Source organism: Pedobacter sp. R20-19 (assembly GCF_000708265.2).
Lineage (GTDB): Bacteria > Bacteroidota > Bacteroidia > Sphingobacteriales > Sphingobacteriaceae > Pedobacter.
In genome coordinates, this window is the sequence record NZ_JCKI01000007.1 from 121,522 (window position 1) to 146,636 (window position 25,115).

21 protein-coding genes are annotated in these 25,115 nt (G+C 37.5%); 5 read left to right on the forward strand and 16 right to left on the reverse strand.

Annotated features, from left to right (window positions below; translation table 11 throughout):
- Positions 1 to 17: 17 nt before the first annotated feature.
- From AN34_RS15890 to AN34_RS15925, 8 genes are all read right to left on the reverse strand, one after another.
- Positions 18 to 1,250, reverse strand: a complete 1,233-nt coding sequence (locus AN34_RS15890; RefSeq protein WP_029286944.1) for a cytochrome c oxidase subunit II — start codon at positions 1,248 to 1,250, stop codon at positions 18 to 20.
- Positions 1,251 to 1,322: 72 nt separating this feature from the next.
- On the reverse strand, positions 1,323 to 2,546 hold the full coding sequence (locus AN34_RS15895) for a hypothetical protein (protein ID WP_029286945.1): 1,224 nt from the start codon (positions 2,544 to 2,546) through the stop codon (positions 1,323 to 1,325).
- A gap of 15 nt (positions 2,547 to 2,561) precedes the next feature.
- Positions 2,562 to 3,179 (reverse strand): cytochrome c, encoded by a 618-nt coding sequence (locus AN34_RS15900; protein ID WP_029286946.1) that lies wholly within the window; start codon positions 3,177 to 3,179, stop codon positions 2,562 to 2,564.
- Positions 3,151 to 3,687 (reverse strand): DUF3341 domain-containing protein, encoded by a 537-nt coding sequence (locus tag AN34_RS15905; protein WP_029286947.1) that lies wholly within the window; start codon positions 3,685 to 3,687, stop codon positions 3,151 to 3,153. The genes AN34_RS15900 and AN34_RS15905 overlap by 29 nt, the downstream gene beginning before the upstream one ends.
- Positions 3,688 to 3,689: 2 nt before the next feature.
- Positions 3,690 to 5,162 (reverse strand): NrfD/PsrC family molybdoenzyme membrane anchor subunit, encoded by a 1,473-nt coding sequence (nrfD, locus tag AN34_RS15910; protein WP_029286948.1) that lies wholly within the window; start codon positions 5,160 to 5,162, stop codon positions 3,690 to 3,692.
- Between the two features lie 26 nt (positions 5,163 to 5,188).
- Complete coding sequence (locus AN34_RS15915) at positions 5,189 to 8,218, reverse strand: TAT-variant-translocated molybdopterin oxidoreductase (RefSeq protein WP_029286949.1); 3,030 nt, start codon at positions 8,216 to 8,218, stop codon at positions 5,189 to 5,191.
- A 48-nt stretch (positions 8,219 to 8,266) separates the two neighbouring features.
- A complete protein-coding gene (locus AN34_RS15920; protein ID WP_029286950.1) occupies positions 8,267 to 9,568 on the reverse strand; it encodes a c-type cytochrome in 1,302 nt (433 codons plus the stop codon).
- A gap of 253 nt (positions 9,569 to 9,821) precedes the next feature.
- Complete coding sequence (locus AN34_RS15925) at positions 9,822 to 10,802, reverse strand: deoxyhypusine synthase family protein (RefSeq protein ID WP_029286951.1); 981 nt, start codon at positions 10,800 to 10,802, stop codon at positions 9,822 to 9,824.
- A 216-nt stretch (positions 10,803 to 11,018) separates the two neighbouring features.
- Here AN34_RS15925 and AN34_RS15930 point away from each other — a divergent pair, with 216 nt between their 5' ends.
- Positions 11,019 to 12,146, forward strand: a complete 1,128-nt coding sequence (locus AN34_RS15930; RefSeq protein ID WP_029286952.1) for a hypothetical protein — start codon at positions 11,019 to 11,021, stop codon at positions 12,144 to 12,146.
- A 1,022-nt stretch (positions 12,147 to 13,168) separates the two neighbouring features.
- On the opposite strand, the gene AN34_RS15935 is transcribed toward AN34_RS15930, so the two are convergent.
- Together AN34_RS15935 and AN34_RS15940 are read right to left on the reverse strand one after the other, a co-directional pair.
- The gene (locus AN34_RS15935) at positions 13,169 to 13,840 is read right to left on the reverse strand and encodes a DUF1345 domain-containing protein (RefSeq protein WP_051666681.1); all 672 of its coding nucleotides are present in this window, start codon (positions 13,838 to 13,840) and stop codon (positions 13,169 to 13,171) included.
- On the reverse strand, positions 13,837 to 14,625 hold the full coding sequence (locus AN34_RS15940; RefSeq protein ID WP_029286954.1) for an O-methyltransferase: 789 nt from the start codon (positions 14,623 to 14,625) through the stop codon (positions 13,837 to 13,839). Before AN34_RS15940 ends, AN34_RS15935 begins: the two co-directional genes overlap by 4 nt.
- Before the next feature lie 42 nt (positions 14,626 to 14,667).
- On the opposite strand from AN34_RS15940, the gene AN34_RS15945 reads away from it, so the two are divergent.
- Positions 14,668 to 15,543 carry a transglutaminase-like domain-containing protein gene (locus AN34_RS15945; RefSeq protein ID WP_029286955.1) on the forward strand — a complete coding sequence of 292 codons (876 nt, stop codon included), beginning with the start codon at positions 14,668 to 14,670 and terminating at the stop codon, positions 15,541 to 15,543.
- Positions 15,544 to 15,554: 11 nt separating this feature from the next.
- Positions 15,555 to 16,667 (forward strand): glycoside hydrolase family 18 protein, encoded by a 1,113-nt coding sequence (locus AN34_RS15950; protein WP_029286956.1) that lies wholly within the window; start codon positions 15,555 to 15,557, stop codon positions 16,665 to 16,667.
- A 25-nt stretch (positions 16,668 to 16,692) separates the two neighbouring features.
- On the opposite strand, the gene AN34_RS15955 is transcribed toward AN34_RS15950, so the two are convergent.
- The 4 genes from AN34_RS15955 to AN34_RS15970 all read right to left on the reverse strand — a co-directional run bounded on the left by AN34_RS15955 (position 16,693) and on the right by AN34_RS15970 (position 21,014).
- Complete coding sequence (locus AN34_RS15955; RefSeq protein ID WP_029286957.1) at positions 16,693 to 17,523, reverse strand: DUF4595 domain-containing protein; 831 nt, start codon at positions 17,521 to 17,523, stop codon at positions 16,693 to 16,695.
- A gap of 111 nt (positions 17,524 to 17,634) precedes the next feature.
- Positions 17,635 to 18,549 (reverse strand): alpha/beta hydrolase, encoded by a 915-nt coding sequence (locus AN34_RS15960; protein WP_029286958.1) that lies wholly within the window; start codon positions 18,547 to 18,549, stop codon positions 17,635 to 17,637.
- 10 nt (positions 18,550 to 18,559) lie between these two features.
- Positions 18,560 to 19,634 (reverse strand): peptide chain release factor 2 gene (gene prfB, locus AN34_RS15965; protein ID WP_197285544.1). Its coding sequence is split into 2 segments (ribosomal slippage): positions 18,560 to 19,573 and positions 19,575 to 19,634, totalling 1,074 coding nucleotides; the frame shifts between segments, so codons are not numbered across the junction.
- A gap of 75 nt (positions 19,635 to 19,709) precedes the next feature.
- Positions 19,710 to 21,014: an amidohydrolase gene (locus tag AN34_RS15970; RefSeq protein WP_029286960.1), complete on the reverse strand. Its 1,305-nt coding sequence runs from the start codon at positions 21,012 to 21,014 to the stop codon at positions 19,710 to 19,712.
- 200 nt (positions 21,015 to 21,214) lie between these two features.
- Here AN34_RS15970 and pgi point away from each other — a divergent pair, with 200 nt between their 5' ends.
- The gene (gene pgi, locus AN34_RS15975) at positions 21,215 to 22,861 is read left to right on the forward strand and encodes a glucose-6-phosphate isomerase (protein WP_029286961.1); all 1,647 of its coding nucleotides are present in this window, start codon (positions 21,215 to 21,217) and stop codon (positions 22,859 to 22,861) included.
- A gap of 155 nt (positions 22,862 to 23,016) precedes the next feature.
- Positions 23,017 to 23,553, forward strand: coding sequence for a DUF4251 domain-containing protein (locus tag AN34_RS15980; protein WP_029286962.1), 537 nt, complete (start codon positions 23,017 to 23,019; stop codon positions 23,551 to 23,553).
- A gap of 51 nt (positions 23,554 to 23,604) precedes the next feature.
- On the opposite strand, the gene AN34_RS15985 is transcribed toward AN34_RS15980, so the two are convergent.
- Positions 23,605 to 24,690 carry a glutaminyl-peptide cyclotransferase gene (locus AN34_RS15985; RefSeq protein WP_029286963.1) on the reverse strand — a complete coding sequence of 362 codons (1,086 nt, stop codon included), beginning with the start codon at positions 24,688 to 24,690 and terminating at the stop codon, positions 23,605 to 23,607.
- Positions 24,668 to 25,033 (reverse strand): YraN family protein, encoded by a 366-nt coding sequence (locus AN34_RS15990; RefSeq protein WP_029286964.1) that lies wholly within the window; start codon positions 25,031 to 25,033, stop codon positions 24,668 to 24,670. The genes AN34_RS15985 and AN34_RS15990 overlap by 23 nt, the downstream gene beginning before the upstream one ends.
- Positions 25,034 to 25,115 lie beyond the last annotated feature (82 nt).

The following is a 25,115-nucleotide window of genomic DNA, read 5'->3' on the forward strand; positions in this document are numbered from 1 at the left end:
TTCGCTCTGCGGTAATATTATTTATTTAAAGCCATTTGGTTAGTTTTCACAGCTGCCGAATCTTTAGCTGTTGAATCTGATGCTGCTTTAGGAGCAGCAGGAGCAACCGGCAAATTAAATTGTTTTCTTAAATCATCATTTAAGTATGTTTTCTGTTCAGCTATCCACGTTTTGTATTCAGCATCAGAAACTACCCTTACAACTTTTTGCATATTGTAGTGACCTGATCCACAGATTTTAGCACACAAAATAATGAACTTAAAGTTAGGATCATTCGTTTCTTGCTGCATCTCAGCAGTAGTTTTAGTTGGCGTAAATTCAAAGAAAGTTTTCATACCAGGAACAGTATTCAACTGTACCCTGAAATGCGGCATATAAAAACTATGAATCACATCTTTACTCGTTAAAATCAACTTTACTGGCTTACCAACCGGAAGAACCATTTCATCAGCCATTTCATCATCACGTGAGTTAATGTCTTTGAAATCGATACCCAATTGATTGGTAGCGGTGGTTAATTTATAGTTTTTAGTCCCTACAATACCATCAGCTCCAGGATAACGGATAGACCATTTGAACTGCTCTGAAGTAACCTCAATCTGTAAAGGCTTATGATTTGGATCTTCAACTTTGAAGAAAATTGATCTCCAGGTTAAGAAACCCATTAATACCAATACCGTTAAAACTAAAGCAGGAACAATTGTCCAGATTTTTTCAATGGTATTATTATGTGGATAGTAGTAAGCTTTTCTTTTAGCAGAGTATCTGTAGATATAAGAAAATCCGAATAATAAAATGTGTGTAGCAATAAATACAATGGTAGTGATGATCAATGTTAAATTAAACATTTCATCAATTTTCTTACCATGCTCAGAAGCTGCAGCCGGTAACAACATTGAACCATGAACGGTATATTCCCAATACACACCATATAAACCTAAAACAAGGAACAAGGCAAATAAACTTGCATGAACTCTGTTCCAGTTGATTCCTACAGGCTTACCTTGTGCTTCGCGGCTTAACTCATATACCTTTATTGATTTACCAATAATTGCAATGAACAAACATACGGCCAGGAAAATCAGAATATAAAAAATTACTGATTTATAAATCTCACCCATATCAACCTTCGGTGCCGCTGCAGCACCTGCTGCTGCCTCTTGCGCAAATGCGCTCGTGTTTGCGAAAACAGTAAGTAGTACTGCTAAAGCTGCGGTCGTTTTATTCGTGATAAACTTTCTTAAACTCATTTTCTTAAAAGTAGTACGCTGTACTGCTAATTATAATAATAATATAAATATTTGCCCTTATAATGTCACCCGCTATAGTTGGTGATGCAAACTTTCTTGTAATAATGGATGATTTTTTGCAATCAAAGGTTTTTTACTCAACGATGTTAAGACCGTAAAGGTAAACAATCCTACGAAACCTATTGCAGTTCCGATTTCAACAATACCAAATCCATTATGCCCATCTTCTACTGCGCCTGGCATAATCATCTGATAATAATCAACCCAGTGACCCAACAACACTACAATTGATACGAACAATAATTTCACATCAGTTCTTTTATTATCCCTGTCCATTAATAATAATACCGGAGCAAGGAAGTTCATAGCCAGGTTTAAGAAGAACCAGAATTTGTAATATTCAAAGCGTTTGTAGAAATAAACAGTTTCTTCAGGCATGTTTGCATAGTAGATCAGTAAGAACTGTGCAAACCATACATAAGTCCAGAAAATAGAGAAACCAAAGATAAACTGACCTAAGTTATGCAAATGACTGTTGTTAACCCATTGCATATAACCAGCTCTTCTTAATAAGATAAGAATAATGGCGATAGTGGCTAAACTGCTTACCCACATGGCTGCGAAGTTATACCAACCAAACATGGTAGAGAACCAGTGTGCCTCTAATGACATAATGGTATCAAAAGCAAAAATTGGGGTGGTAAAACCGTAGATTACTAAGAAGATACAAGCATTTTTAAATCCTTTTCTATATGATTCCAGGCCACCTGCTAAATCTTCATTATAGGAAAGTTTAACAAAAAGCATAGCGAAAATGCTATACACCCCTAAAAATACAACCTGACGACCTAAAAAGAAAGGTACGTTTAAGAAAACGGATTTCCCTGCAATCAGTGAATCATAGTTAGGGCTATTTGGATCCGTTAATCCATCAGCATGCCAGTGATGATAGAGATTATGTGTATATAAACCTGCTGAAATAATTACAACTAGTATTACAGCTGCAATTGGCAAAGTTTTAGCCATTGCTTGCGGTACACGTAAAATAGATGCAGACCAACCAGCCTGAGCTACGTATTGAACAGCCAGGAAAAACATACCCGACATACAAACGCATGCAAAGTAGTATCCCATAAGCAACAGGTTGGCAAAAGTACGCTCATGCATTACTTTATCTCCAGCAATAAAACCATAAGCAACAGCAGCGATACCTAAAGCGATACCGACTATACTTAAAGTTTTTACTTTTCCTGTAAACTCAAATTGTTCACTAAAATTAATATTGTGAGTTCCCATTTATATTCTGCTTTACTATTGTCCTTTTTGTAATTGTTGAACATACATCACTACTTTCCAACGATCTGTTGGCGTAATTTGTGAAGCATGCGAGCCCATGTTATTTACACCATAAGTAATGGTGTGATAAATTTTACCAGCGGTAAGATCTACCATGTTGCCTCCTCTTGAAGAAGCACCAGTTTGATAAGCAGGAACACCACTAAATTTCTCAATTTTTACTAAGTGTCCTTGTCCATCTCCTTTATCACCGTGGCAAGGGCTACAAAAAACGGTGAACAAATGTTTACCAGCTGCCAGGTTAAGGGTATCAACAGGTAATGGATTTACCATACTCACACCTGCTGCTTCATATCCCTCTTTTGTATTTGGATACTCATCGTATTCTGTAAAACCAACAGGTTTCGTGTTTGCAGGTGGTAACTGAGCCGCATGACCTTTAAAACTAGGTACGTGAGCCGTATCAACTGGCTGATCCGGATTTAAAGCAATCGGATCATACATATTCCTGGCATATTCTAAACCAGTACTGCGTTTATCTTTACAAGCGGTGAAGGTAGTTGCAAAAGCAATAGCTAAAAGCGCTGTATAAACAAATTTATTCTTATTCATAGCTAATGTACTTCCTTTCATTATACTTTACTTCTAAAGCACCGGCATCTTTTAATAATCCATCAATTACAGTATGTGCTGCATTATCTTTTGCATCAATTGCGATCACGAAACGATCATCAGTTGCACGAAGATCCATTACTCTTGGAGCTCTTCCTGGAAACAAATGCGTAGATGCATAATAGGTTAATACCATACCGAAAGCACAAAATAGTACCGTTAGCTCGAACATTATCGGAATAAAATCTGGCAAGGCAAAAGATGGTTTACCACCGATATTTACTTTCCAGTCAATCACTGCACAGAAATAAATCAATGCAAATGCTGCACAAGTTCCGGTAATACCAAAGCAAAACGCTGCGATATCAATCCTAGATCTTTTAATTCCCAATTTGGCTTCTATTCCGTGGATAGGCATTGGGGTATATACATCATGAATACTGATGTTATTTTCCTGAAGCTTTTCGATGCCATGCATCATTTCATCAGGATCGCCAAAACTGCCTAAAATATATTTGATATTACTCATTGTTATATTTTTGCGTAATCTTCTTGTTTAACACTATCAAATTTCTGTAAAGACTCTACGTATTCAGCAACGTACTCCTTATTCTCATGACCTTCTTTAATCTGTTTCATTTTAGCTTGCTCACTTGCAGATTTTAATAACAATTTAACCTCTGCAATAGCAATTGAAGGTAATACCCTTAAGAACAACAAGAATAAAGTAAAGAATAAGCCGATTGAACCCACGAATACACTTACATCAACCCAGGTTGGATAAAACATTGCCCAACTTGACGGGATATAATCGCGGTGTAATGAGGTTACGATAATTACGAAACGTTCAAACCACATACCAATGTTTACTACTATTGATAAGATCCAGGTTGCACGAATGCTTAAACGGATCTTTTTGAACCAAAGTAACTGTGGAGAAATAACGTTACAAGTCATCATCATCCAATATGCCCACCAGTAAGGACCAGTAGATCTGTTGATGAAGGCGTACTGCTCATATTCAGATCCTGAATACCAGGCAATAAAAAATTCTGTTAAGTATGCAACACCTACAATTGATCCTGTTAAGATAATGATTTTATTCATCGACTCAATGTGGAACATCGTGATGTAGTTTTCAAGTCCTAATACTTTACGGGCAACCAATAATAAGGTTAATACCATCGCAAATCCTGAGAAAATCGCTCCAGCTACAAAGTATGGAGGGAAGATGGTGGTGTGCCATCCCGGAATTACCGATGTTGCAAAGTCCATTGATACAATCGTGTGTACCGAAAGTACCAGTGGTGTAGAGATACCTGCTAAGATTAATGATACCGCTTCGAAACGTTGCCATGTTTTAACACTTCCACTCCATCCAAAAGAGAAGATAGAATAGATTTTTCTACGGGTACCCACTGCACGGTCACGAATGGTTGCAATATCTGGTAGTAAACCTGTGTACCAGAATAATAATGATACAGAGAAGTAAGTAGAGATGGCAAACATATCCCATACCAATGGTGAGTTAAAGTTTACCCAAAGTGAACCGAATTGGTTTGGCAATGGTAAAACCCAGTATGCTAACCATGGACGGCCCATGTGTGATACTACATAAGTGGCGGCACAGATAACGGCGAAAATGGTCATCGCCTCTGCAGAACGGTTAATGGAGTTACGCCAGTTTTGACGGAAAAGTAATAGTACCGCTGAGATTAATGTTCCAGCGTGACCGATACCAACCCACCATACGAAACCGGTGATATCCCAAGCCCATCCAACAGTTTTATTTAAACCCCATGCACCGATACCGTTCCAAAAAGTGTAGCTTACTGCTACAACCCAAAGTAAAGCACCTAATGAGGCAAAAATGAACCCAATCCACCAGGCTTTATTTGGCTTATTTTCTACCGGTCCTAAAATATCATCCGTAATTTTAGCATACGTGATATTATCGCCGGTAATTAATGGTTCTCTAAGTATTGATTCGTTATGTCCTGACATAATTTGTATTTTCTTTATGCTAAAGCTTACGCTTGTACTGATGGATCTGTATTTCTAATTTTAGTCATATATCCGATACCTGGTTTCACGTTGATTTCTTCTAATACGTAGTAGATACGCTCAGAACGTAAAGCTTTTGAAACTTCTGAATTAGGATCGTTTGCATCACCAAATACAATTGCATTTGCTGAACATGCTTCTTGACAAGCCATTTTAATATCGCCATCTTTTAATGGACGTTTCTGTATTTTAGCTGCTAGTTTTCCTGCTTGAATACGTTGGATACACATCGAGCATTTTTCCATTACACCACGTGAACGTGTAGTTACATCAGGATTTAAAACCAATTGTGTAAACTCGTTATTTAAGTAGTTATCAAAACGTGAATCATTCCAGTAGTTGAACCAGTTGAAGCGACGAACTTTATACGGACAGTTATTTGCACAATAACGGGTACCTACACAACGGTTGTAAGCCATTTGGTTTAAACCATCAGATGAGTGAACCGTTGCCAATACCGGACAAACTGTTTCACAAGGTGCATGGTCACAGTGCTGACATAACATCGGCTGGTGAACAACAGAAACATGATCAAGGTCTTCCAACTTTGCAATTTCCTTTTCCCTGGTTACATCACCATCTTTTGTTTCGTAACTGTAATAACGGTCAATACGAATCCAGTGCATCTCACGGCGACGGCGAACCTCATCACGACCTACAACAGGAATATTATTTTCAACATTACAAGCTACCACACAAGAACCACAACCTGTACAGGCATTCAAATCAATTGCCATTACCCAGTTATTTCCTGGTTTCTCGTATTGATCCCAAAGATCATAATCTTTGTGTTCGCCTTTTTCGTTACCGGCAGCAGGATCTTTTAAGAACTCTTTGAAAGTAGCTTCTTTAATTACTGCACGACCTTCGAAAGAATGGTGTGTTTGTGTTTGTGCCAATTCATAATAACCGCCTGTTGGGGTGATGGTTACTGAACTTGCATACTGCATGGTACCATTTACAAAAGAAACAAAAGGGAAAGCATTTTTACCAACATCATTACCCGCCTTACCAACTTTAGTACGGCCATAACCTAATGCAATAGATGCTGTTCCTTGTGCTTGTCCTGGCTGGATCAATACAGGTAGATCTACCGAATATCCGTTTGCTCCTTTTACAGAAACAACATCAAATTCTTTAATATTTAATTTCTCAGCGTACTTTGGAGCAAGGGCTACATAATTATCCCAGGTTACTTTAGAAACCGGGTCAGGTAATTCCTGTAAAAATGCATTATTAGCATTTTTACCATCACGCATTGGGATGTTTTCATAAACCTGTAATTCAACCTGGTTACCACCTTTTCCTAGTTCTTTACTACGGTTTAGAATAGAAGCCGCAACTGGTGCTACAGATTGTGTAAACGAATATGCTGCAGCAGTTTTAGGCGCCACATTGATAACACCTTTTTCTAAAACATCATTCCATTTTAATCCCAGAGCTGGTAACATTTTAGTTTCCCAGTTGCTGCGAACAAACTGATAATAGTTTTTAACGGTAGCATCTGCCCAGATTAACATGCTTTCCTCTGCCTGACGGCTATTGAAAACAGGGTTAATAGTTGGTTGCACGATTGAGTAGTAACCTTCGTAAGCGTTTGCATCACCCCAAGATTCTAAATAATTGTGGTTAATGGCAATAGCATCACAAAGTGAAGCCGTTTCATCAGCTCTGTCTGCAAATGAAATTTTTGCAGGAACATTTTTTAATGCTGCCTCAAATTTCTTAATATCAAGAGAATCATAAGCCGGGTTGCTGTTTAAGAATAAAACTGCTCCTACTTCTCCACGACTCATTTCAGCAACTAAGCCATTAAATTCAGCATCGTTACCAGCATATAAGTAGCACGGATTATCTAAATCAATGGTGGTACCATAACTGCCGATTGCAGCATTGATTGCATTAACCAGAATTTGAGTTGAAACATCGTTCGAACCACAAACCACAAGGCCTTTACCTTTATTTTGTGATAATTCTTTTGCTGCTAACTTAATTACTTTATCAGCAGTAGTGTTATTACCTAATATTCCGCCTGGTAAAGATTGACCAGTAATCGCATTATATAAAGCAATTAATGCAGGCCCTTCTTCTGATAATTTAACCGGAACACGTGTATCTGCATTCGTACCTGTTAAACTCATCCCACTTTCAAACTGAATGTGGCGACTCATTTTTTTGCTCGCTAATGATTTGTAGTTACGGTTAGCAGTATATTGAGCAGTAAACTCTTCTCCGCTAATCCACGTACCAAGAAAATCAGCACTGAAACTTACAATTAAATCAGCCTTATCAAAATTGTATTTTGGTAAAACAGCTTTTCCGAAACTATTTTGATTGGCCTGAATAATTCCTGTGTAAGAAACCGCATCATACTGAACCAATTTAGCTGCCGGATATTTAGCAACAAATTGCGCAATAACCGCATTGGTAGAAGGACTGTTTACAGTAGAAGCTACTAAACGGATTTTCTTGCCAGAAGCTTGTGCTTTAGCCAGTTCAGTTTTAACAAAACCATCTAATTTAGCCCACGTAGTTTCTTCTTTTTTAAGAACAGGTGCCTTTAATTTAGATACATCATATAAATCTAAAACTGAAGCTTGTGCTCTCGCATCTGTTCCGCAATTGAACTCACCTGCATTAGGATTTGGTTCAATTTTAATCGGACGACCTTCTCTTGTTTTAACTAAGATACTCTGGCCATTAAAGCTCGACGTATAATAGTTAGGAATACCCGGCGTAACCTCTTCAGGTTTTACCAGGTAAGGAATAGATTTATGAATCGGGGCTGTTTGACATGCCGCTAAAGTAACTGCTCCTAAACCAAAACCTAACGCCTTTAAAAAGTCGCGGCGTGGGGTAACGGTGCTTAACCCTGCTTCATTTAAAACATCTTCTATTGGAAGTGGCTCGGCGAATTCGTTTTTGTTATTCTTAACAAAATCGGGTGTATTGTTATACTCCTCTAAGCCTTTCCAGTATTTTTTATTGCTTTCCATTTAAGCTATATTACTGTTTATCGAACGTTCTTACTAAAACTCTAATTATTAATAGTGGCATTTACCACACTCTAAACCACCCAATAACGCTGGTGTGATTTTCTCGCCTTTTTTAATTTTCTCATGCGCTTCGATAACCTTAGCGTAGAAAGCATTATTTTTCTGACCAGAAATATCAGTTTCCTTGTGGCAGTTAATACACCATTTCATGGTTAATGGAGAATATTGATAAATTTCTTCCATTGTATTAACCGGACCATGACAAGCGAAACATACTGGTTCATTTGGCTGTAAACCTTTTGCTTTACGAATCGCATCCTCAGCAACCACTACGTGTTGAGAGTGATTGAAGTAAGCAAAATCAGGAAGGTTGTGTACACGTACCCACTCCATTGGTTTTGATTTACTTTCATCATACTTCTGCGTTTCAGGATCGTAACCTAAAGCATTATAAATCTTTTTGATTTCCGGAGAAATTTCACCATCATACTTATCTCTCGCCTGTACCGCTTTATGGCAGTTCATACAAACGTTTAAAGATGGAATGGTAGCATTTTTAGATTTAAAAGCACCGTTGTGACAATACTGACAATCGATTTGATTGATCCCCGCATGTAATTCATGAGAGAATTTAATAGGTTGTACTGGCTGATAACCGGTGTGAACACCTGTATTCCACATACCCATCCAACCGAATGAACCCAATGCAATGATTAAACACAAGATGAAGAACATTACGAACTTCTTGTTTTTGAACATCTTGCGGATACCCACATTCAATGGCACATCTTCTTCGATTTCGATACCTTGTTTCTGAAGAATTAAGCGCTCCAGTAATTTGCTGGCACGACCTAAAATAACCAAAATCACAATTGCGATAGCCACAATAGCAACGATACCTGCAATAGATAAACCCGAAGTACCCTCATCTTTAGCTGAAGCACCTGCTGCACCTTCAGTACCTGCAGCCGGTTTTGGCTCACCTTCCTGAATGTACGCTAAGATATCTTTAACCTTAGTTTCGTCCAATTCAGGGAAAGAAGTCATGGCCACTTTTCCGTTATCATTGAACAATTTAACGGCTTCTGGATTTCCAGATGCAATTAATGCCTGAGAATTAGGAATCCATTTTAAAAGGAATTCTTCTGAATGGCGATCGGTTACTCCGGTTAAGGCCGGACCGACTAGTTTCGCATCTAAGGCGTGGCATGACGAACATTTAGCTCTGAAAAGTGTTCTCCCCTCTTTAGCATCCTGCGCGTTAACAGTCGAAACCGCTATTACAGAAATTGCTGAAAATACGAATAACGACTTCCAAACGCTTTTTAAAATCATCGAGATATCTCTCATAATGAACACTTTATACTTATTTAATTTACTTTTTGTTGTGAAATTGATGCCTGAGCTAAGGTAGCCCCATCAAAACTTGAACAAAAGTATAACTTATTAATAAATCCCATGACATAATAGTGACTGGAAATACAATTTATAATCATTCTAAACAAATGTCGATTCTGGCCATTCAGGCAAGAAAAATGCCCATTTTTGATCATTATCTCCAATGGGCATTACCAAATCAATTTGCAAAAATCGATTTTACTTATTATTGTTTTAATATCCAGGCGAACATTAGTGGTGCAACGATCGTTGCATCGCTTTCTACAATGAATTTTGGTGTATGGATATCCAATTTACCCCAGGTAATTTTTTCATTTGGTACCGCACCGGAATAAGATCCGTATGAAGTGGTAGAATCTGAAATTTGACAGAAATAACTCCAGAAAGGAATATTTTCCATTTCCATATCCTGATACAACATTGGCACAACACAAATTGGGAAGTCACCCGCAATACCACCACCAATCTGGAAGAAACCAATTCCTTTGCCACCGCTGTTGGCTATATACCAATCAGCTAACCAACCCATATATTCGATTCCACCTTTAACAGTGGTTGCAGTAAGCTCTTTTTTCATCACATAAGAGGCGAAAATGTTACCCATGGTAGAATCTTCCCATCCTGGTACAACAATTGGCAAATTTTTTTCAGCTGCAGCCAGCATCCATGAATTTTTCGGATCAATTTCATAATATTGTTCCAAATCACCACTTAAAAGCATTTTGTACATAAATTCATGTGGAAAATAGCGTTCGCCAGCAGCTTCTGCATCCATCCAGATTTTCTGAATGTGCTTTTGTAAACGACGGAAAGCCTCTTCTTCCGGAATACAAGTATCTGTAACGCGGTTGTAATGGTTTTCTAAAAGATCCCATTCATCCTGCGGACTTAAATCACGATAATGAGGCACACGTTTATAATGTGAGTGGGCAACCAGGTTCATGATATCTTCTTCCAGGTTGGCGCCAGTACAAGAAATAATAGCCACCTTATCCTGACGAATCATTTCTGCAAGTGAAATACCCAATTCTGCAGTACTCATTGCACCAGCAAGTGTGATCATCATTTTACCACCTTCATCCAAATGCGTTTCGTAACCTTTAGCCGCATCCATCATTGCTGCAGCATTAAAATGGAGGTAATTACGCTCCATAAACTGAGATATAGGTCCTCTTGTATTGCTCATTTTGTTTTGTCTTATTTGGCGCAAAAATAGGTATTTAGCTTGAAATTTAACCGCAAAGGCCACAAAGTTTTTCGCAAAGCAAGCAAAGTAAAATTTTCTGATCTCAATAACAGCCACCCCAGTCATCAATAACCGTCGAGCAAATCAACAATGAACCGGGAAGTAATGACCAATGAACCGATAAATCTTAAATAAAAATTCAGTTAATTTGCGGCAATGAAAAAATACTACCTAATCATTGTTCTGGCCTTAATTTCTGTAAGCTCATTCGCACAAATGAAATTAATTAAAAAGCTACTATCTAATGAGAAAGATACTTTACGCAAAGCCAGCTTTTTACCCCTCCCCTCTTTCGGGTATGCGCAAGAAACGGGCTTTCAATTTGGTATTGGAGCCATTGTAGGTTTTTATACTGATCGGGCAGATACTACAAACCGCCCTTCCTCTTTAACCTTGAATTTAAATTATTCCACGTTGAAAGCATACAACATGAGTTCAATGATTGATATCTGGGGAAAAGGCAACAAACTACATTATATTGGTGAGTTACGTTTTAAGCGGATGCCATTTAATTTTTATGGCATCGGCAATAGTACAGAAGAAGCGAATGAAGATAAATTGATTCAACAACAGATTAAAGTATTGCTTCAGGCAGAAAAACAATTGTTACCAAAAGCCTATACTGGTGTTTCTATAGGCTTCGAGAATTATAAATACCGTGATTTAGTAGCCGATGGCATTTTTAGTCGAGACGCTTACTACAATAACAGAACAGGAAGTGTTTTTTATGTAGGTGTTTCACAAAGCTATGATTCGAGGAATAATAATAACTATACCACTAAAGGCTTTTTTATAAGGGGAACTTACCAATATGCTCCACCTGTTTTCTCTGCAGAAAATTTTACAGGTAGTCAGATTAAAATCGATGCACGAAACTTCTGGAAGTTAAATAAAAGTTTTGCCATAGGCGTTCAAGGATTATACAATACTATTATCGGAAAAAACACACCTATTTACCTCCTTCCACAAATGGGCAATGACGAAATGATGCGGGGTTACTATGGCGGCCGATACAGAGATGAGAATTTATTAGCTTTTCAGGCCGAATTGCGTTATCGTTACAGCAATCGTTTTGGAGCAACTGCTTTTGGCGGAGCTGGAACTGTTTGGGGAATTGATCGTTTTTCTGCACGTTCATTTAAGCCCAATTATGGCGCAGGTTTAAGGTATTTCTTTGACCCTGAGAAAGGTATCAGCGTACGTTTAGATTATGGTATTGGCGAAAAGAATCTGAATGAAAAACGCCAGAGCGGATTTTACATTAGTATAGCGGAAGCTTTTTAAGATTGTGAGACAACGATTACTTATATTAGCATAATTGAAAAAGCTCACCTATCTTGTATATCAATTTGGTTATTGATTTCTTACTCCACCTTTACCCCACCTCAAGCCCGCATTAAATCCACCTTTCAGCCAGTTATGCTTCATACCTGCTCTGCTTGTTCCTAACACAAGTCTGGGTATTAATCAATAAGGTATAGCACTCATAATGATATATCTAAAGACATCAAATGTCTAGGATTGCTATAATTCGCTAATTCTTAGCGAGGTGGTTCAATTGGCATTTGGCTAAGGTTAATAAGCAGAATTTCTTCTTTGTACATAAAACATTCGTGGATAATCCTGTAATCTCAATAACCTGAATTCGATAATTATGAATTAATTATAACACCCCAGTCTGCGACCAATCCTATGAAATGCTATCGTATGGACACATCTTTTGGACGTGGTTTTTTATACATTTTGCTAGCTAACTTTAATAAACATAAGCTTTACCGAAGAATGCCGTCAATCCCAAGGGCCCAGAGAAATCAAAAAACAGTTGTACAATAGTATATATAGCACTAACAAACCTTAAACGCAGTGGTTTTGTGTTCATAATTGCAGGTTTAAAGCTTAAAAGAATACTGAACACAAAACGAAGTGACCGCTGTTTTTTGATGTGTATGGGATTTGTGAAAGGCCCCTAGTTGGATTGACAAAGCGCTTTGGGTACTTTGGTGCTCCAAAATGCGCAGCATTCTTGAACACCGCTAAAAACAATATTAACTGTGAAAAATTACCATGCCTCCGCGGCAAAGAGCGGACAAAAAATCTTTACAAATTAATGGTGTCCACATGATAGTCTGAAATAGGGTATTACCTTTTTTACGCCCTTTCCTTTCAGGGGAAAGGTGCCGATAGGCGGATAGGGGTTTAATAGCGAAACCTCTAAATAGTATTTTAAGGTCCATTATTAAACTCAGGTAAATAGGAATATTTTCAGAGAATATCTTGATCTGATGGGCCATGCCAAGTGAGAAAACTTACTTTCCTAACCCTGCCAATGCATTTATAGTTAACGCCACAATAACCGTATTAAATACAAAGGCAATTAAACTATGAAGCAACGAAAGCCTACGAATGGTTCTCGAGGAAATTTCAACATCAGAAACCTGAAAAGTCATGCCGAGTACAAAAGAAAAATAAGCGAAATCAATGAAATCAGGAGCTTCGTTCCCTGGGAAATCCAATCCTGAGCCTTTTTTCTCCTCATCAGTCCGATCAATATTTTCATAATAAAGGTGAGCATAACGCATACTAAAGGTGGTATGCACCAGAAACCATGATAAAAACATTCCAGAAATGGCAATGATCAGATCGAATGGCTTAATATCCTGATCAATTAATAATAAAACCACTGCAAGCAGACCTGCAAAGGTAGAAACGACTACAATAGCAAAAATCTCTCCCCTGGTTTCATCCTGCTTAACCGCTTTTAAATGGGTTTCAGCAACAGAAGTATTAAAAAACATATACCAATGCAGGATAATCAAAACCAGGCAAAAGATATCCCAGCCAAACATAATGTGTGTTAAAGTTCCGAATTGAAGCGGCATAGCACCAAAGTAGCCAATGACACCTATAAGAAGACTAATCAGCAATATATATAAAGCAGATAACTTTTGAATGCCTTTTAATTTCGGTTCTATTTTCACTGTTTAAATTTTAGTTTAAAATGTTCTTTAGCCTGCCCTTTTTTAAAATAAACCAACCCGATCCAGAATAAATCTATGGTAACGGTAACATCCTGATGGCTTTTAATTTCTTCCCAGGCTTCTTTCATGCCTTGGCTCCAATAAATATCATCAAAAATAAGCAATGAGTTTTCAGTTACTTTTGGCAAACACCACTTAAAATAATTTAGTGTTGCGTCCTTTCTATGATTGCCATCGATGTAAACGAAATCCAGACTAGGTTGTTTACCAATAATGTCGGGCAAAATGAGATCAAAATTTCCAACATGAAGTTCTATATTTTGCAGATCAAGATCTTTAAAGTTTTGTTGAGCCACTTCAGCTGTTTGCGGACAACCTTCAATGGTAATGATTTCAGCTTCCGGACAAGCTTTTGATAAATAAGACGTGGTGATACCTAAACAAGTTCCCAGTTCAATGGCTGTTTTAGGTTGGGTATCTTTTGCCAAACGATAAATCAATTTGGCTAAACGTGGGCTTTTTAAGGCGTTCTTCGCAATCTCACTGATTTTCTTCGTGCGATTTTTATTCAGATGAGACCCGGCACCTAAATCTGTAACGGTTATGGTAGATTCGTCAGAAAAAAGTTTTTTTCTTTGCGCTTCGATTGTTTTGTATTCAGATTTGTCTGTAAAATCGTAAATTACCTCATCGGCAAGCTTGTACACAAATGGTGAGTGTGTCCCGTGTCTGGTTTTCGCTGTTAATCGGTGTTTAAGATAATCGGTGATAAATTGAAATAGCATATTGCAAAAGTAATTAATCGCCGCATACAGGTTATATGTTTTATGGAAAATATCACAGAGATAAGTGCTTTAGTTAAATTACTTGACGATCCTGATGAGGAAGTTTATCATCATGTTGAAAAAAAATTACTCGAATACGGTGGTGAGGTAATCCATTACCTTGAAAATGCCTGGGAGCAGTCTTTTGATGGGCTTTTACAAGAACGTATCGAAAATATTGTACATCAAATTCAATTTAGTACAGTAAAAGAAGATTTAAACCTCTGGTATTTAAGTGGTGCGTTCGATTTGCTTCAAGGCGCCATGATTATCAACCGCTACCAATATCCTGATCTGGATGAACAGAAAATCATCATTCAGATGGAAGAAATTAAACGCGATATCTGGCTGGGGTTACAATATGAGATGAGTTCTGTAGAAAAGGTTAAACTCATCAACCACGTATTTTATCAGCAATATGGCTTTGGTGGCAACACGAAAAACCACCATGATCCTCAAAACTCTTATTTAAACCAGGTTTTAGAAAGTAAAAAAGGCAATCAGATTTCGTTGGCTATCATCTATTCTACCTTGGCTCAGAAACTGGATTTGCCTGTTTACGGTATTAATTTGCCCCAACATTTTATTTTAGGCTATATTGATGATAGCAAACAGGAAGGAACGGATTATAGCGTTTTATTCTATATCAACGCATTTAACCGTGGCAATATTTTTGGTAAGCATGATGTTGACCAATTTCTTCGTCAGCTAAATTTAGAACCGCTCCCCGAATATTACAAGCCTTGCAGTAACACAGATATCATTCGCAGGGTAATCAGAAACCTGATTTCTGCTTATGAAAATGCTGGTGCAACAGAAAAGGTAGCAGAACTAAACGAATTACAAGAAATTCTTAAAGAAGAGCCCAATACAAATTAAAATTCCCCAAGATGCAGATTAAACCACATTTTTTTTACTTTCTTGTTTTCGCCGCTATATTTTTGAGCACTCATCTCTTTGCTCAAAAACCATCCAAACCTAATGTAATTGCCTATTACACTGGCAATGGAACAGTGATCGATAGCTTCCCAATTGAAAAGATTAGTCACCTGATTTATAGTTTTGGCCATTTAAAAGGCGATAGTATGCATATCAGTTCAGCTAAAGATTCTGCATTAATTACCAGAATGGTAGGCTTAAAAAAGAGAAATCCCAATTTAAAAGTAATGATTGCCATGGGCGGCTGGAGTGCCTGCCCCAATTGTTCCGAAGTTTTTAGCAGGCCAGATGGTAGAAAGACATTCGCTAAAACAACCAAGTCGCTCTTGGATTACTTTAAAGCTGATGGAATCGATATCGACTGGGAATACCCGGCAGTTGAAGGCTATCCAGGCCACAAGTATATGGAGGCTGACAAACAAAATTTCACCTTGCTGATTAAAGCATTAAGAGATCAACTAGGCAAGAAAGCTGAAATCAGTTTCGCTGCTGGTGGCTCCAAAAACTGTCTGGATTCATGCTTTGAATGGAAGAAAGTAATGCCTTTGGTTGATCGTGTTAATTTAATGAGTTACGATCTGGTAGGTGGCTATGCAAAAACCAGCGGTCACCATACACCACTTTATTCTACTCCACAGCAACAGTCATCTGCAGATTATGCCATTAAAGAAATGCTTAAATATGGTGTTCCAGCTAATAAAATTGCCTTAGGTGCGGCATTTTATGGGAGAATATTTGAAAATACCACAGATGCTAATCATGGTTTGTATCAGCCTACTAAATTTCTGGATGGCGTTTCTTCCAGAGATTACAAAACCTTTTTTAGTAAGGAAAGTGGCTATCAATACTATTGGGATGATGTAGCTAAAGCGCCATATTATTACAATGCCACCACTAAACGTTTGGTAACATTTGATGATGAGAAATCTATTGCACTAAAAACCAGATATGTTATCGATCAAAAACTAAACGGGATCATGTTTTGGGAATTGAATGATGATCCTTATAAAAATGGATTGCTTGATGTTATTGACGCAGAACTGGAAAAAATAAACCCGCAATGAAAAACTGCAGCTTTAAAATGTCTTCCTATTTACAATTATAGGTAAATTCATACTTATCAATTGAAGTATCAGTTGTACCTACAACACCACCATTATAAAATGTACTCGTACTTGTTATATTGATTGCCGTTGCGTTACCTTTTGCATCAAACTGATAAGCATATGCGGAATTATCTATTAAATAAGGATTTCCACTTGGATCAAGTGTTGTCGAAAATTCTGCTGCCAGGAAATTTTTTGATGGTTTACCAAAATAGCTACCGGTATAATAATCTACAATTTTAGTAAGTGGATCCATTGCCCAGGAAATATTAACAGCCGTCTCGCTTCTGTATCTAAATGTTGTAGTGCTTAGCATATCACCAGTTGATGCGTCAGTAGCTACAGATTTAACTAAATTACCATCAGAATAGGTTAATACAGTGGTACTGATTAAGATATCATTTTCATAACCTCTAACCTGAGTAAGGTATCCATCTGCATTATAATCATATTTTTTAGTCCGTTCAAATTTTAAGATTCCGGCTGTTATGATCCCACCGCTACCGCTGGATATCACCTTTCCATTTGATAAAATAAGCTCATCTACGATCCCATCCTGATCAGTTGCCGTAATTTTATTGGTGGTATATACAGTGGAATATGTATCACCATCTGAATTAGTTTCTTTAATTACCCGACCAATGGCATCATATTCAAAATTAAGCGCAAGTTCCCCAGAACCGCTGGTTACTTTCCAGCTCTTTAACTGGCATCCATTACTGTTTGGATCACTATAATCAATTTCTTTTTTACAACTTGCAATTGAAATAATGGCAACGAAAGCCACCATGATGTATTTGATTTGGTTATTCATTTTTATAAACTGAGGCGTAAACGACTGGCCGCAAATATATTAAAAATTAACACAAATAATCACGTGCATACATTGCAATCATAAATTCAAAGCTTTATCAATTGCCAAATGTCAATACTTTTGTTTTTTAAGCCAATTTACCATCAAATTAAACCAATCCACATCTGAAGTTTTATTGATCAGGCCAAAACCATGACCACCTTTTTCATAAAGATAAACTTCGAAAGATACATTATTGGTCTTCAAAGCATCACTCATTAAAATGCTATTGGCATAAGGAACCGCATTGTCATCTTTTGCATGAACGAAAAATACTGGTGGCGATTTCCGGTTTACGTTTTTATTGGCCGAGAAATAATGTTTTAAACTATCTGTAGGGTTATCGCCTAGTAAGTTTTTCATTGTACCCGTATGAACAGATTCTTCAAAGCTAATCACCGGATAAACCAGCACAGCAAAATTTGGACGGAGATCTATTTTTTCTGGATCAGCAATTTTTAAATCATTATAGTGAGTAATCAATGTGGAAGCAAAATGCCCTCCTGCTGAGAACCCCATGATACCAATTTTATTCTTTTTAATGCCATATTTCCTGGCATTTTTCCTCACCAGATAAATAGCTTGTTGCGCATCCTGTAATGGCCCATAAGTTTTATCCACCATAATCTGATCACTTGGCAAACGGTATTTCAACACAAAAGCGGTAACACCAATGGCATTGAAACGTTTGGCTACATCAATGCCTTCATGGCTAAAAGCCAAAGCACCATAACCACCACCCGGACAAATGATTACGGCCGTACCTGTAGCTATATTTTTTGGCGCTTCGAAAACCGTAAGTGTGGGTACAGAAACTTTGGTAATACTTAAAGTACCATTCGCACGCGTTTCGGTATTTTCTACATAATCTGATGGAGTTGGTTTTGAACCAGGAATATTTCCTACATAAAGGGGAATAATTTCCTGGGCTTTTGAAAATACAGAAACCATAAGCAACACTGTGATGAGAATTGATGTTTTAACCATTTTATTGATGTTAAAATTCCATTAAATAAGCTTTCAAAAAGTCGTTGATATCACCATTTAATACTGCGTCAGGATTTGAGGTCTGGTAGTTCGTACGGTGATCTTTAACCCGCCTGTCATCCAACACATAACTTCTGATTTGCGAACCCCATTCTATTTTTTTCTTAGACCCTTCTACCGCTGCAATGGCTTCATTACGTTTACGTTCCTCTACCTCATATAACTGCGATTTCAATAATCGAATGGCGTTTTCTTTATTTTGTAATTGCGATCTTGACTCCTGATTTTTAATAATAATGCCAGATGGTTTGTGGTATAAACGAACAGCAGTTTCTACTTTGTTTACGTTTTGTCCGCCTGCACCACCTGCCCTAAAGGTTTCAAATTCAATATCTGCCGGATTAATGTCGATCTGAATCGTATCATCTACCAAAGGATAAACATATACCGAAGCAAAAGAGGTATGTCTGCGGGCATTAGAATCGAAAGGTGAAATCCTCACCAAACGATGAACGCCATTTTCGCCTTTCAGGTATCCATAAGAAAAATCACCATCGAATTGGAGGGTAACCGATTTGATTCCGGCAATCTCCCCTTCCTGACTATCTTGTTCCGTTATTTTGTATCCATTTTTCTCACCCCACATGATATACATCCTCATGAGCATATAAGCCCAATCGCAACTTTCCGTTCCACCAGCACCTGCCGTAATTTGCATCACCGCAGAAAGCTGATCTTCCTTGTTGCGCAGCATGTTTTTCAGCTCCAGTTCTTCAACAGCTTTGGTGCTGGCTTCGAACTGTTCTTTCATTTCTGCTTCTGAAGCATCGCCGGCCTGGAAAAACTCCAGCATTACCGCAGCATCTTCCACAGCATTATGGGTATCATTGAAACCATCTGTCCATTTTTTCTTAGAACTGATTTCAGCAAGAATTTTTTCTGCTTTTTTTGGATCATCCCAGAAATCGGGTGCCATGGTTAATTTTTCTTCTTCGCGAATAGCGTAAAGGAGCTCATCAACGTCAAAGATGCCTCCTCAGGGACGTTACTCTATCCCTTAAATCCTGCAAGTTTTCTTTTGTCATACCCGCAAATATATAAAATCGAACTGAGCATCATGCATGGCAAAAGCGCTAAAACATTGATATCAGCATTTTCACCTACTTCTTCATCGCCATGTAATCAAGCGTTAAGTTAGAAAGCAATTTTACACCCAATACAAAACCACTTTCATCCAGATAAAAATCTGGAGTATGATGTGAGGGCGCTTTCAAAGGATCTTTACCTTTAGGCATTCCACCTAAAAACACAAACAAGCCTGGAATTTTTTCCTGGAAGAAAGAAAAATCTTCTGCTCCAGTAACGGGCGGCCTTAATAGCACATGATCTTTTCCAGCTGTCATCTGCATACTGGAAAGCATTTTTTCTGTAAGTGCCACGTTATTGAAAGTAACCGGATAATGGTTACTGTAAGGTATCTTTACATCAGCAGTTGCACCATTTGCCTCCGCTGTTTTAATGGCAATAGTTTTAATTCGCTCAATAAACATCGCTTCATCTTCCTTACTGAAATTACGCACAGTGCCTAACATCTCTACCTTTTCTGGAATAATATTGGATCGAATCCCACCATTTATAGCACCAATAGTAACTACACCAGGATTTTCAGTTACATTCAGGTTTCGGCTTACAATGGTTTGAAGATTATTGATAATCTGAGCTGAAGTCACGATCGGATCAATGCTGCTCCATGGGTAAGCACCATGTGCCTGACGACCTGTAACCGTAATTTTCATATCGTTTACCGCTGCCATTGTTCCACCCGGGCGGTAAGTGACATTTCCAACTTCAGTTTGAGAGTTGATGTGCAAGCCAAAAATCACATCAACTTTTGGGTTTTCCAAAACACCTTCCTTAATCATTAATGCTGCTCCACCTTCTTCACCGGCAGGTACGCCTTCTTCAGCAGGTTGAAAAATAAACTTCACTGTTCCGGGAATATCTTTTTTCATTGCACTTAGCACTTCTGCTACCCCCATGAGTATCGCCACATGGCTGTCATGACCGCAGGCATGCATCACACCAACTTCCTGCCCGTTATATTGTGTTTTGACCTTTGAAGCAAAGGGAACATCAACCCTTTCGATTACAGGTAAACCATCCATATCAGCCCGTAAAGCAACAACTGGCCCGGGTTTACCACCCTTTAAAACACCAACTACGCCTGTTTTAGCAACTCCCGTTGTAACCTGAATACCTAAAGATTTTAAGTATTGAGCAATAATTCCTGCAGTACGAACTTCCTGATTGCCCAGTTCTGGGTGCTCATGAAAATCTCTTCTCCAGGTAATTACCTTTTGTTCAATAGCATCAGCTTTTCTAGAAACTCCTTCCCTTAAAGGTGATTTTTGAGCAAATAAGCCAATGGAAATGAAAGATAAGCCAGCGAGGTAGATGTATTTCATGAAAAGGGATTGAAGTTTAGTTTAAGATAACCTAAGCTATGCATTTCAATGCAAAATTGCAATAACCAATATCCTTATGATCATAAACTTACTTAGCTATGGAATGACGAATCAAATCATTAAGAAATCATAATGATTTTTGAACATTAAAAAGACCATTTTAAATTTTTGCTTTATTACTTTTACAAAAAACAAAGATTATGTTACCAAAAATAAATTTTACAGAAACAGCGGCCTACAAGTATTTGGCCGATCATTTTATTGATATTAACCAGAAAAGCATTAAAGATCTTTTTGCTGAAGATGCAGATCGTTTCAACAAGTTTTCTGTTTTTTTTGAAGATATTTTATTAGACTATAGCAAGAACCGCATTAGCGATGAAACATTAGCATTGTTGATGCAACTGGCCCGTGAGTGTAAAATGGATGAAGCCATAAAATCGATGTATGCTGGTGATAAAATTAACGAAACTGAAGATCGTTCAGTTCTTCATATCGCCTTGCGAAATTTGAGTAACACCCCAATCCTGGTAGATGGTAAAGATGTAATGCCGGATGTAAATGCAGTATTGGCCAAGATGGAAAAGTTTAGCAACAGCATAATTAGTGGCGAATGGAAGGGTTACACCGGCAAAGCCATTACAGATGTGGTAAACATTGGTATTGGTGGATCAGATTTAGGCCCGGTAATGGTGACTGAAGCTTTGAAGCACTATAAAAATCATTTAAATATACATTTCGTTTCCAATATCGATGGAACGCATATTGCGGAAACCTTATCCGGATTAGATGCCGAAACCACCTTGTTTTTAGTGGCATCAAAAACTTTTACTACCCAGGAAACCATGACTAACGCACATTCTGCCCGTTCATGGTTTTTAGAAAAAGGCGGACAGGAAAGTGATATTGCCAAACACTTCGCTGCATTATCTACCAATGCAAAAGATGTATCTGCTTTTGGTATAGACACTGAAAATATGTTTGAATTTTGGGATTGGGTTGGCGGTCGTTACTCTTTATGGAGCGCCATTGGTCTATCCATTTCATTAAGCATCGGCTTTGATAATTTTAAGGAACTATTAGCTGGTGCACATGCCACTGACAATCACTTTAAAACTGCAGAATTTGAAAACAACTTGCCTGTAATTTTAGGTTTATTGGGTGTTTGGTACATCAATTTTTATAATGCAGAAACACAGGTAATTCTACCTTATGATCAATACATGCATCGGTTTGCTGCTTATTTCCAACAGGGAGATATGGAAAGCAATGGTAAACATGTAGATAGAAATGGTAATGAGGTGGATTATGAAACCGGACCAATTATTTGGGGTGAGCCGGGCACAAATGGCCAGCATGCTTTTTATCAATTGATTCACCAGGGAACCAGAATTATCCCTGCTGATTTTATTGCCCCAGCACAAAGCTTAAATCCGCTTGGTGATCACCACCCAATTTTACTTTCTAACTTCTTTGCGCAAACAGAGGCGCTCATGAATGGCAAAACAGAAGAAGAGGTTACCGAAGAATTGAAAAAAGATGGCAAATCAGCAGATGAAATGACTAAAATTGCACCTTTTAAAGTGTTTGAAGGTAACCGCCCTACCAATTCTATACTATTAAAAAAAGTAACACCTTATACCTTAGGCAGCTTAGTAGCCATGTACGAACATAAAATATTTGTTCAAGGCGTTATCTGGAATATTTTTAGTTTTGACCAGTGGGGAGTTGAACTCGGAAAACAGCTGGCTAAGAAAATTCTTCCTGAATTGGATGGAAACGAATCAGTTTCCAGTCATGATAGTTCAACCAATGGCTTAATTAATCAATACAAAGCCTGGAGATAACACAAATTCTTTAAGGATATTATTTATAAAGCCATCGCCTTGCAAAATGCGATGGCTTTTTTATTTGTGTAACTTTAAATTATAATGATAACAGGGTTATGGAATCTTTGAAACTCATACATCTTTAAATTGTTATATCATTAAGAAACAGCAATATGAAACATTTAAAATGGGTATTCGGTATGGCTTTAGTTGTAAGCAGTTTACAACTGTTAGCACAAACAAATAAAGAAACTACTGTAAAAATATTGAGTGAAAAAAATTACACCTTCGTAGCCAATTCAGCCATGCCTATGGCGAACATGGATGTTTCCAGGATTTTATCCAGCATGCCCGGTAATCAAGGTGGAGGAACAATCAATTTAACAGGTAGTCAATACGATTTAAAGGTAACAAAAGATAGCGTGGTTGCTTATTTACCCTATTATGGACGCTCATTTAGTGCACCGATGAATCCGAGTGAAGGTGGCATTAAGTTTACCTCAAAAGATTTCAGCTATAAGGAATCGAAAAATAAAAAGGGTGCATATACCATTCAGATTAGCACGAAAGATGTTTCACGAGAAAATTTCAGACTTACTTTAAACGTAACCGAAAATGGCTATGCAAACTTAATTGCCAGTGGCAATAATAAACAACCCATTAACTTTAATGGTTATTTAAGTGAAACAAAGAAAAAAGACAAAGATTAAAAAAGCCAGAACTAAATCTGGCTTTTTCATTGAGTAGTGCACTGAAATATTTTATTGCTTTGATAATTTAATTTCAAAAATGTGCGGCCATTTTTTGCCTGTTACATAAAGTTTTTTGGTAGCATGATCATAAGCTATTCCATTCAATACGTTATTTGCTTTTTCATCATCAGTTTTAAAATAATCATCTGCCAATAAACCACTGAGGTTGATTTTGCCTTCAACAGCACCAGTTTCCGGGTTAATGATTAAGATATGATTTGTAGTATAAACATTGGCATAAATTTTTCCATCAATATATTCCAATTCATTTAGTTGTTGAATCGCTCCTTTATTGTCAAAAACATCAATCTCGCCAATTGTTTTATAGGTGTTTTTATCTAAAAAGAATATGGTATTGGAACCATCGGTTTTTAAGATTTTTTGTCCATCGAAGTTTAATCCCCAACCCTCCTGCGTGCCTTCATTATAGGTAAATTCTGATAATTTTTTGAAAGTCTTTCTATCATAAACAAATCCGGTTTTTTCACGGTAGGTTAACTGAACAATTTTATCTCCAACCACCGTCATTCCTTCTCCAAAATACTGCTTATCAAGATCGGCTTTTAACACAACCTTTCCTGTAGCAGGTTCTACCTTCCGTAAACTAGAATGACCATAATCGCCAGCACTTTCATAGAAAAAACCATCATGATATTCTAAACCTTCTACATATGAGGAAGTATCATGGGGAAGTGTTTTGATTATTTTATAGCTATATTCTACCGGAGCCTGAGCAGCCAATATGTTAACATTTGAGGTAAGATCTTCTGATTTTCCATCGCCGTAAATTCTAGCCGTAATTAAATGATTGCCCAATTTCAAACCAACAGTTTTCATTTTAATGGCCATTGTATCGGTTTTGGCTGCAACCTTGGCGCTATCCATCAGGTAAATTACAGAATCTACCTTTCCTTCCTTACCAAACAGGGCTTTAACCTCAAAATCATTTCCTGATGCAACGTTAAGTCCCATCATTGGTGAAATCAAAGACCGATAAGTTTTTGGAGCATCGTCTTTACAAGAACCTAAAAAGGCAATCGTAACTCCAATAAGTATAAATGTGCTGATTTGTTTAGTCTTCAGGCCAAAAAGCATCTTCAATATGGTTTAATGTGTAAATATTATTTTTTGTAAAGGTAATGGCAATAATATCAAAACGAATATCATTTTGATGGTTCATGATTTCTATATATTCCGCAGAGGCCAGTTCCATCTGTTTTTGTTTGGCTTCGTTCACAAAATCTTCAGGTTGACCAAATGCTACTGATGTTCTGGCTTTAACCTCCACGAAAACCATAATTTTATTTTTGTAAGCTATTAAATCTATTTCAGACTTTCCATATGTCCAGTTTTCATCCAAAATCTCATAACCATTCTCCTCGAGATAATTTTTGGCAATTGCTTCACCATGTTTACCTAAATCGTTATGTATAGCCATGAGTAGAGAATTGAGAGTAAGTTATGGGTTGCAAGTTAAAAGTTATGAGGCAAAACGAATGTAAATTAATAATCGTGTTATA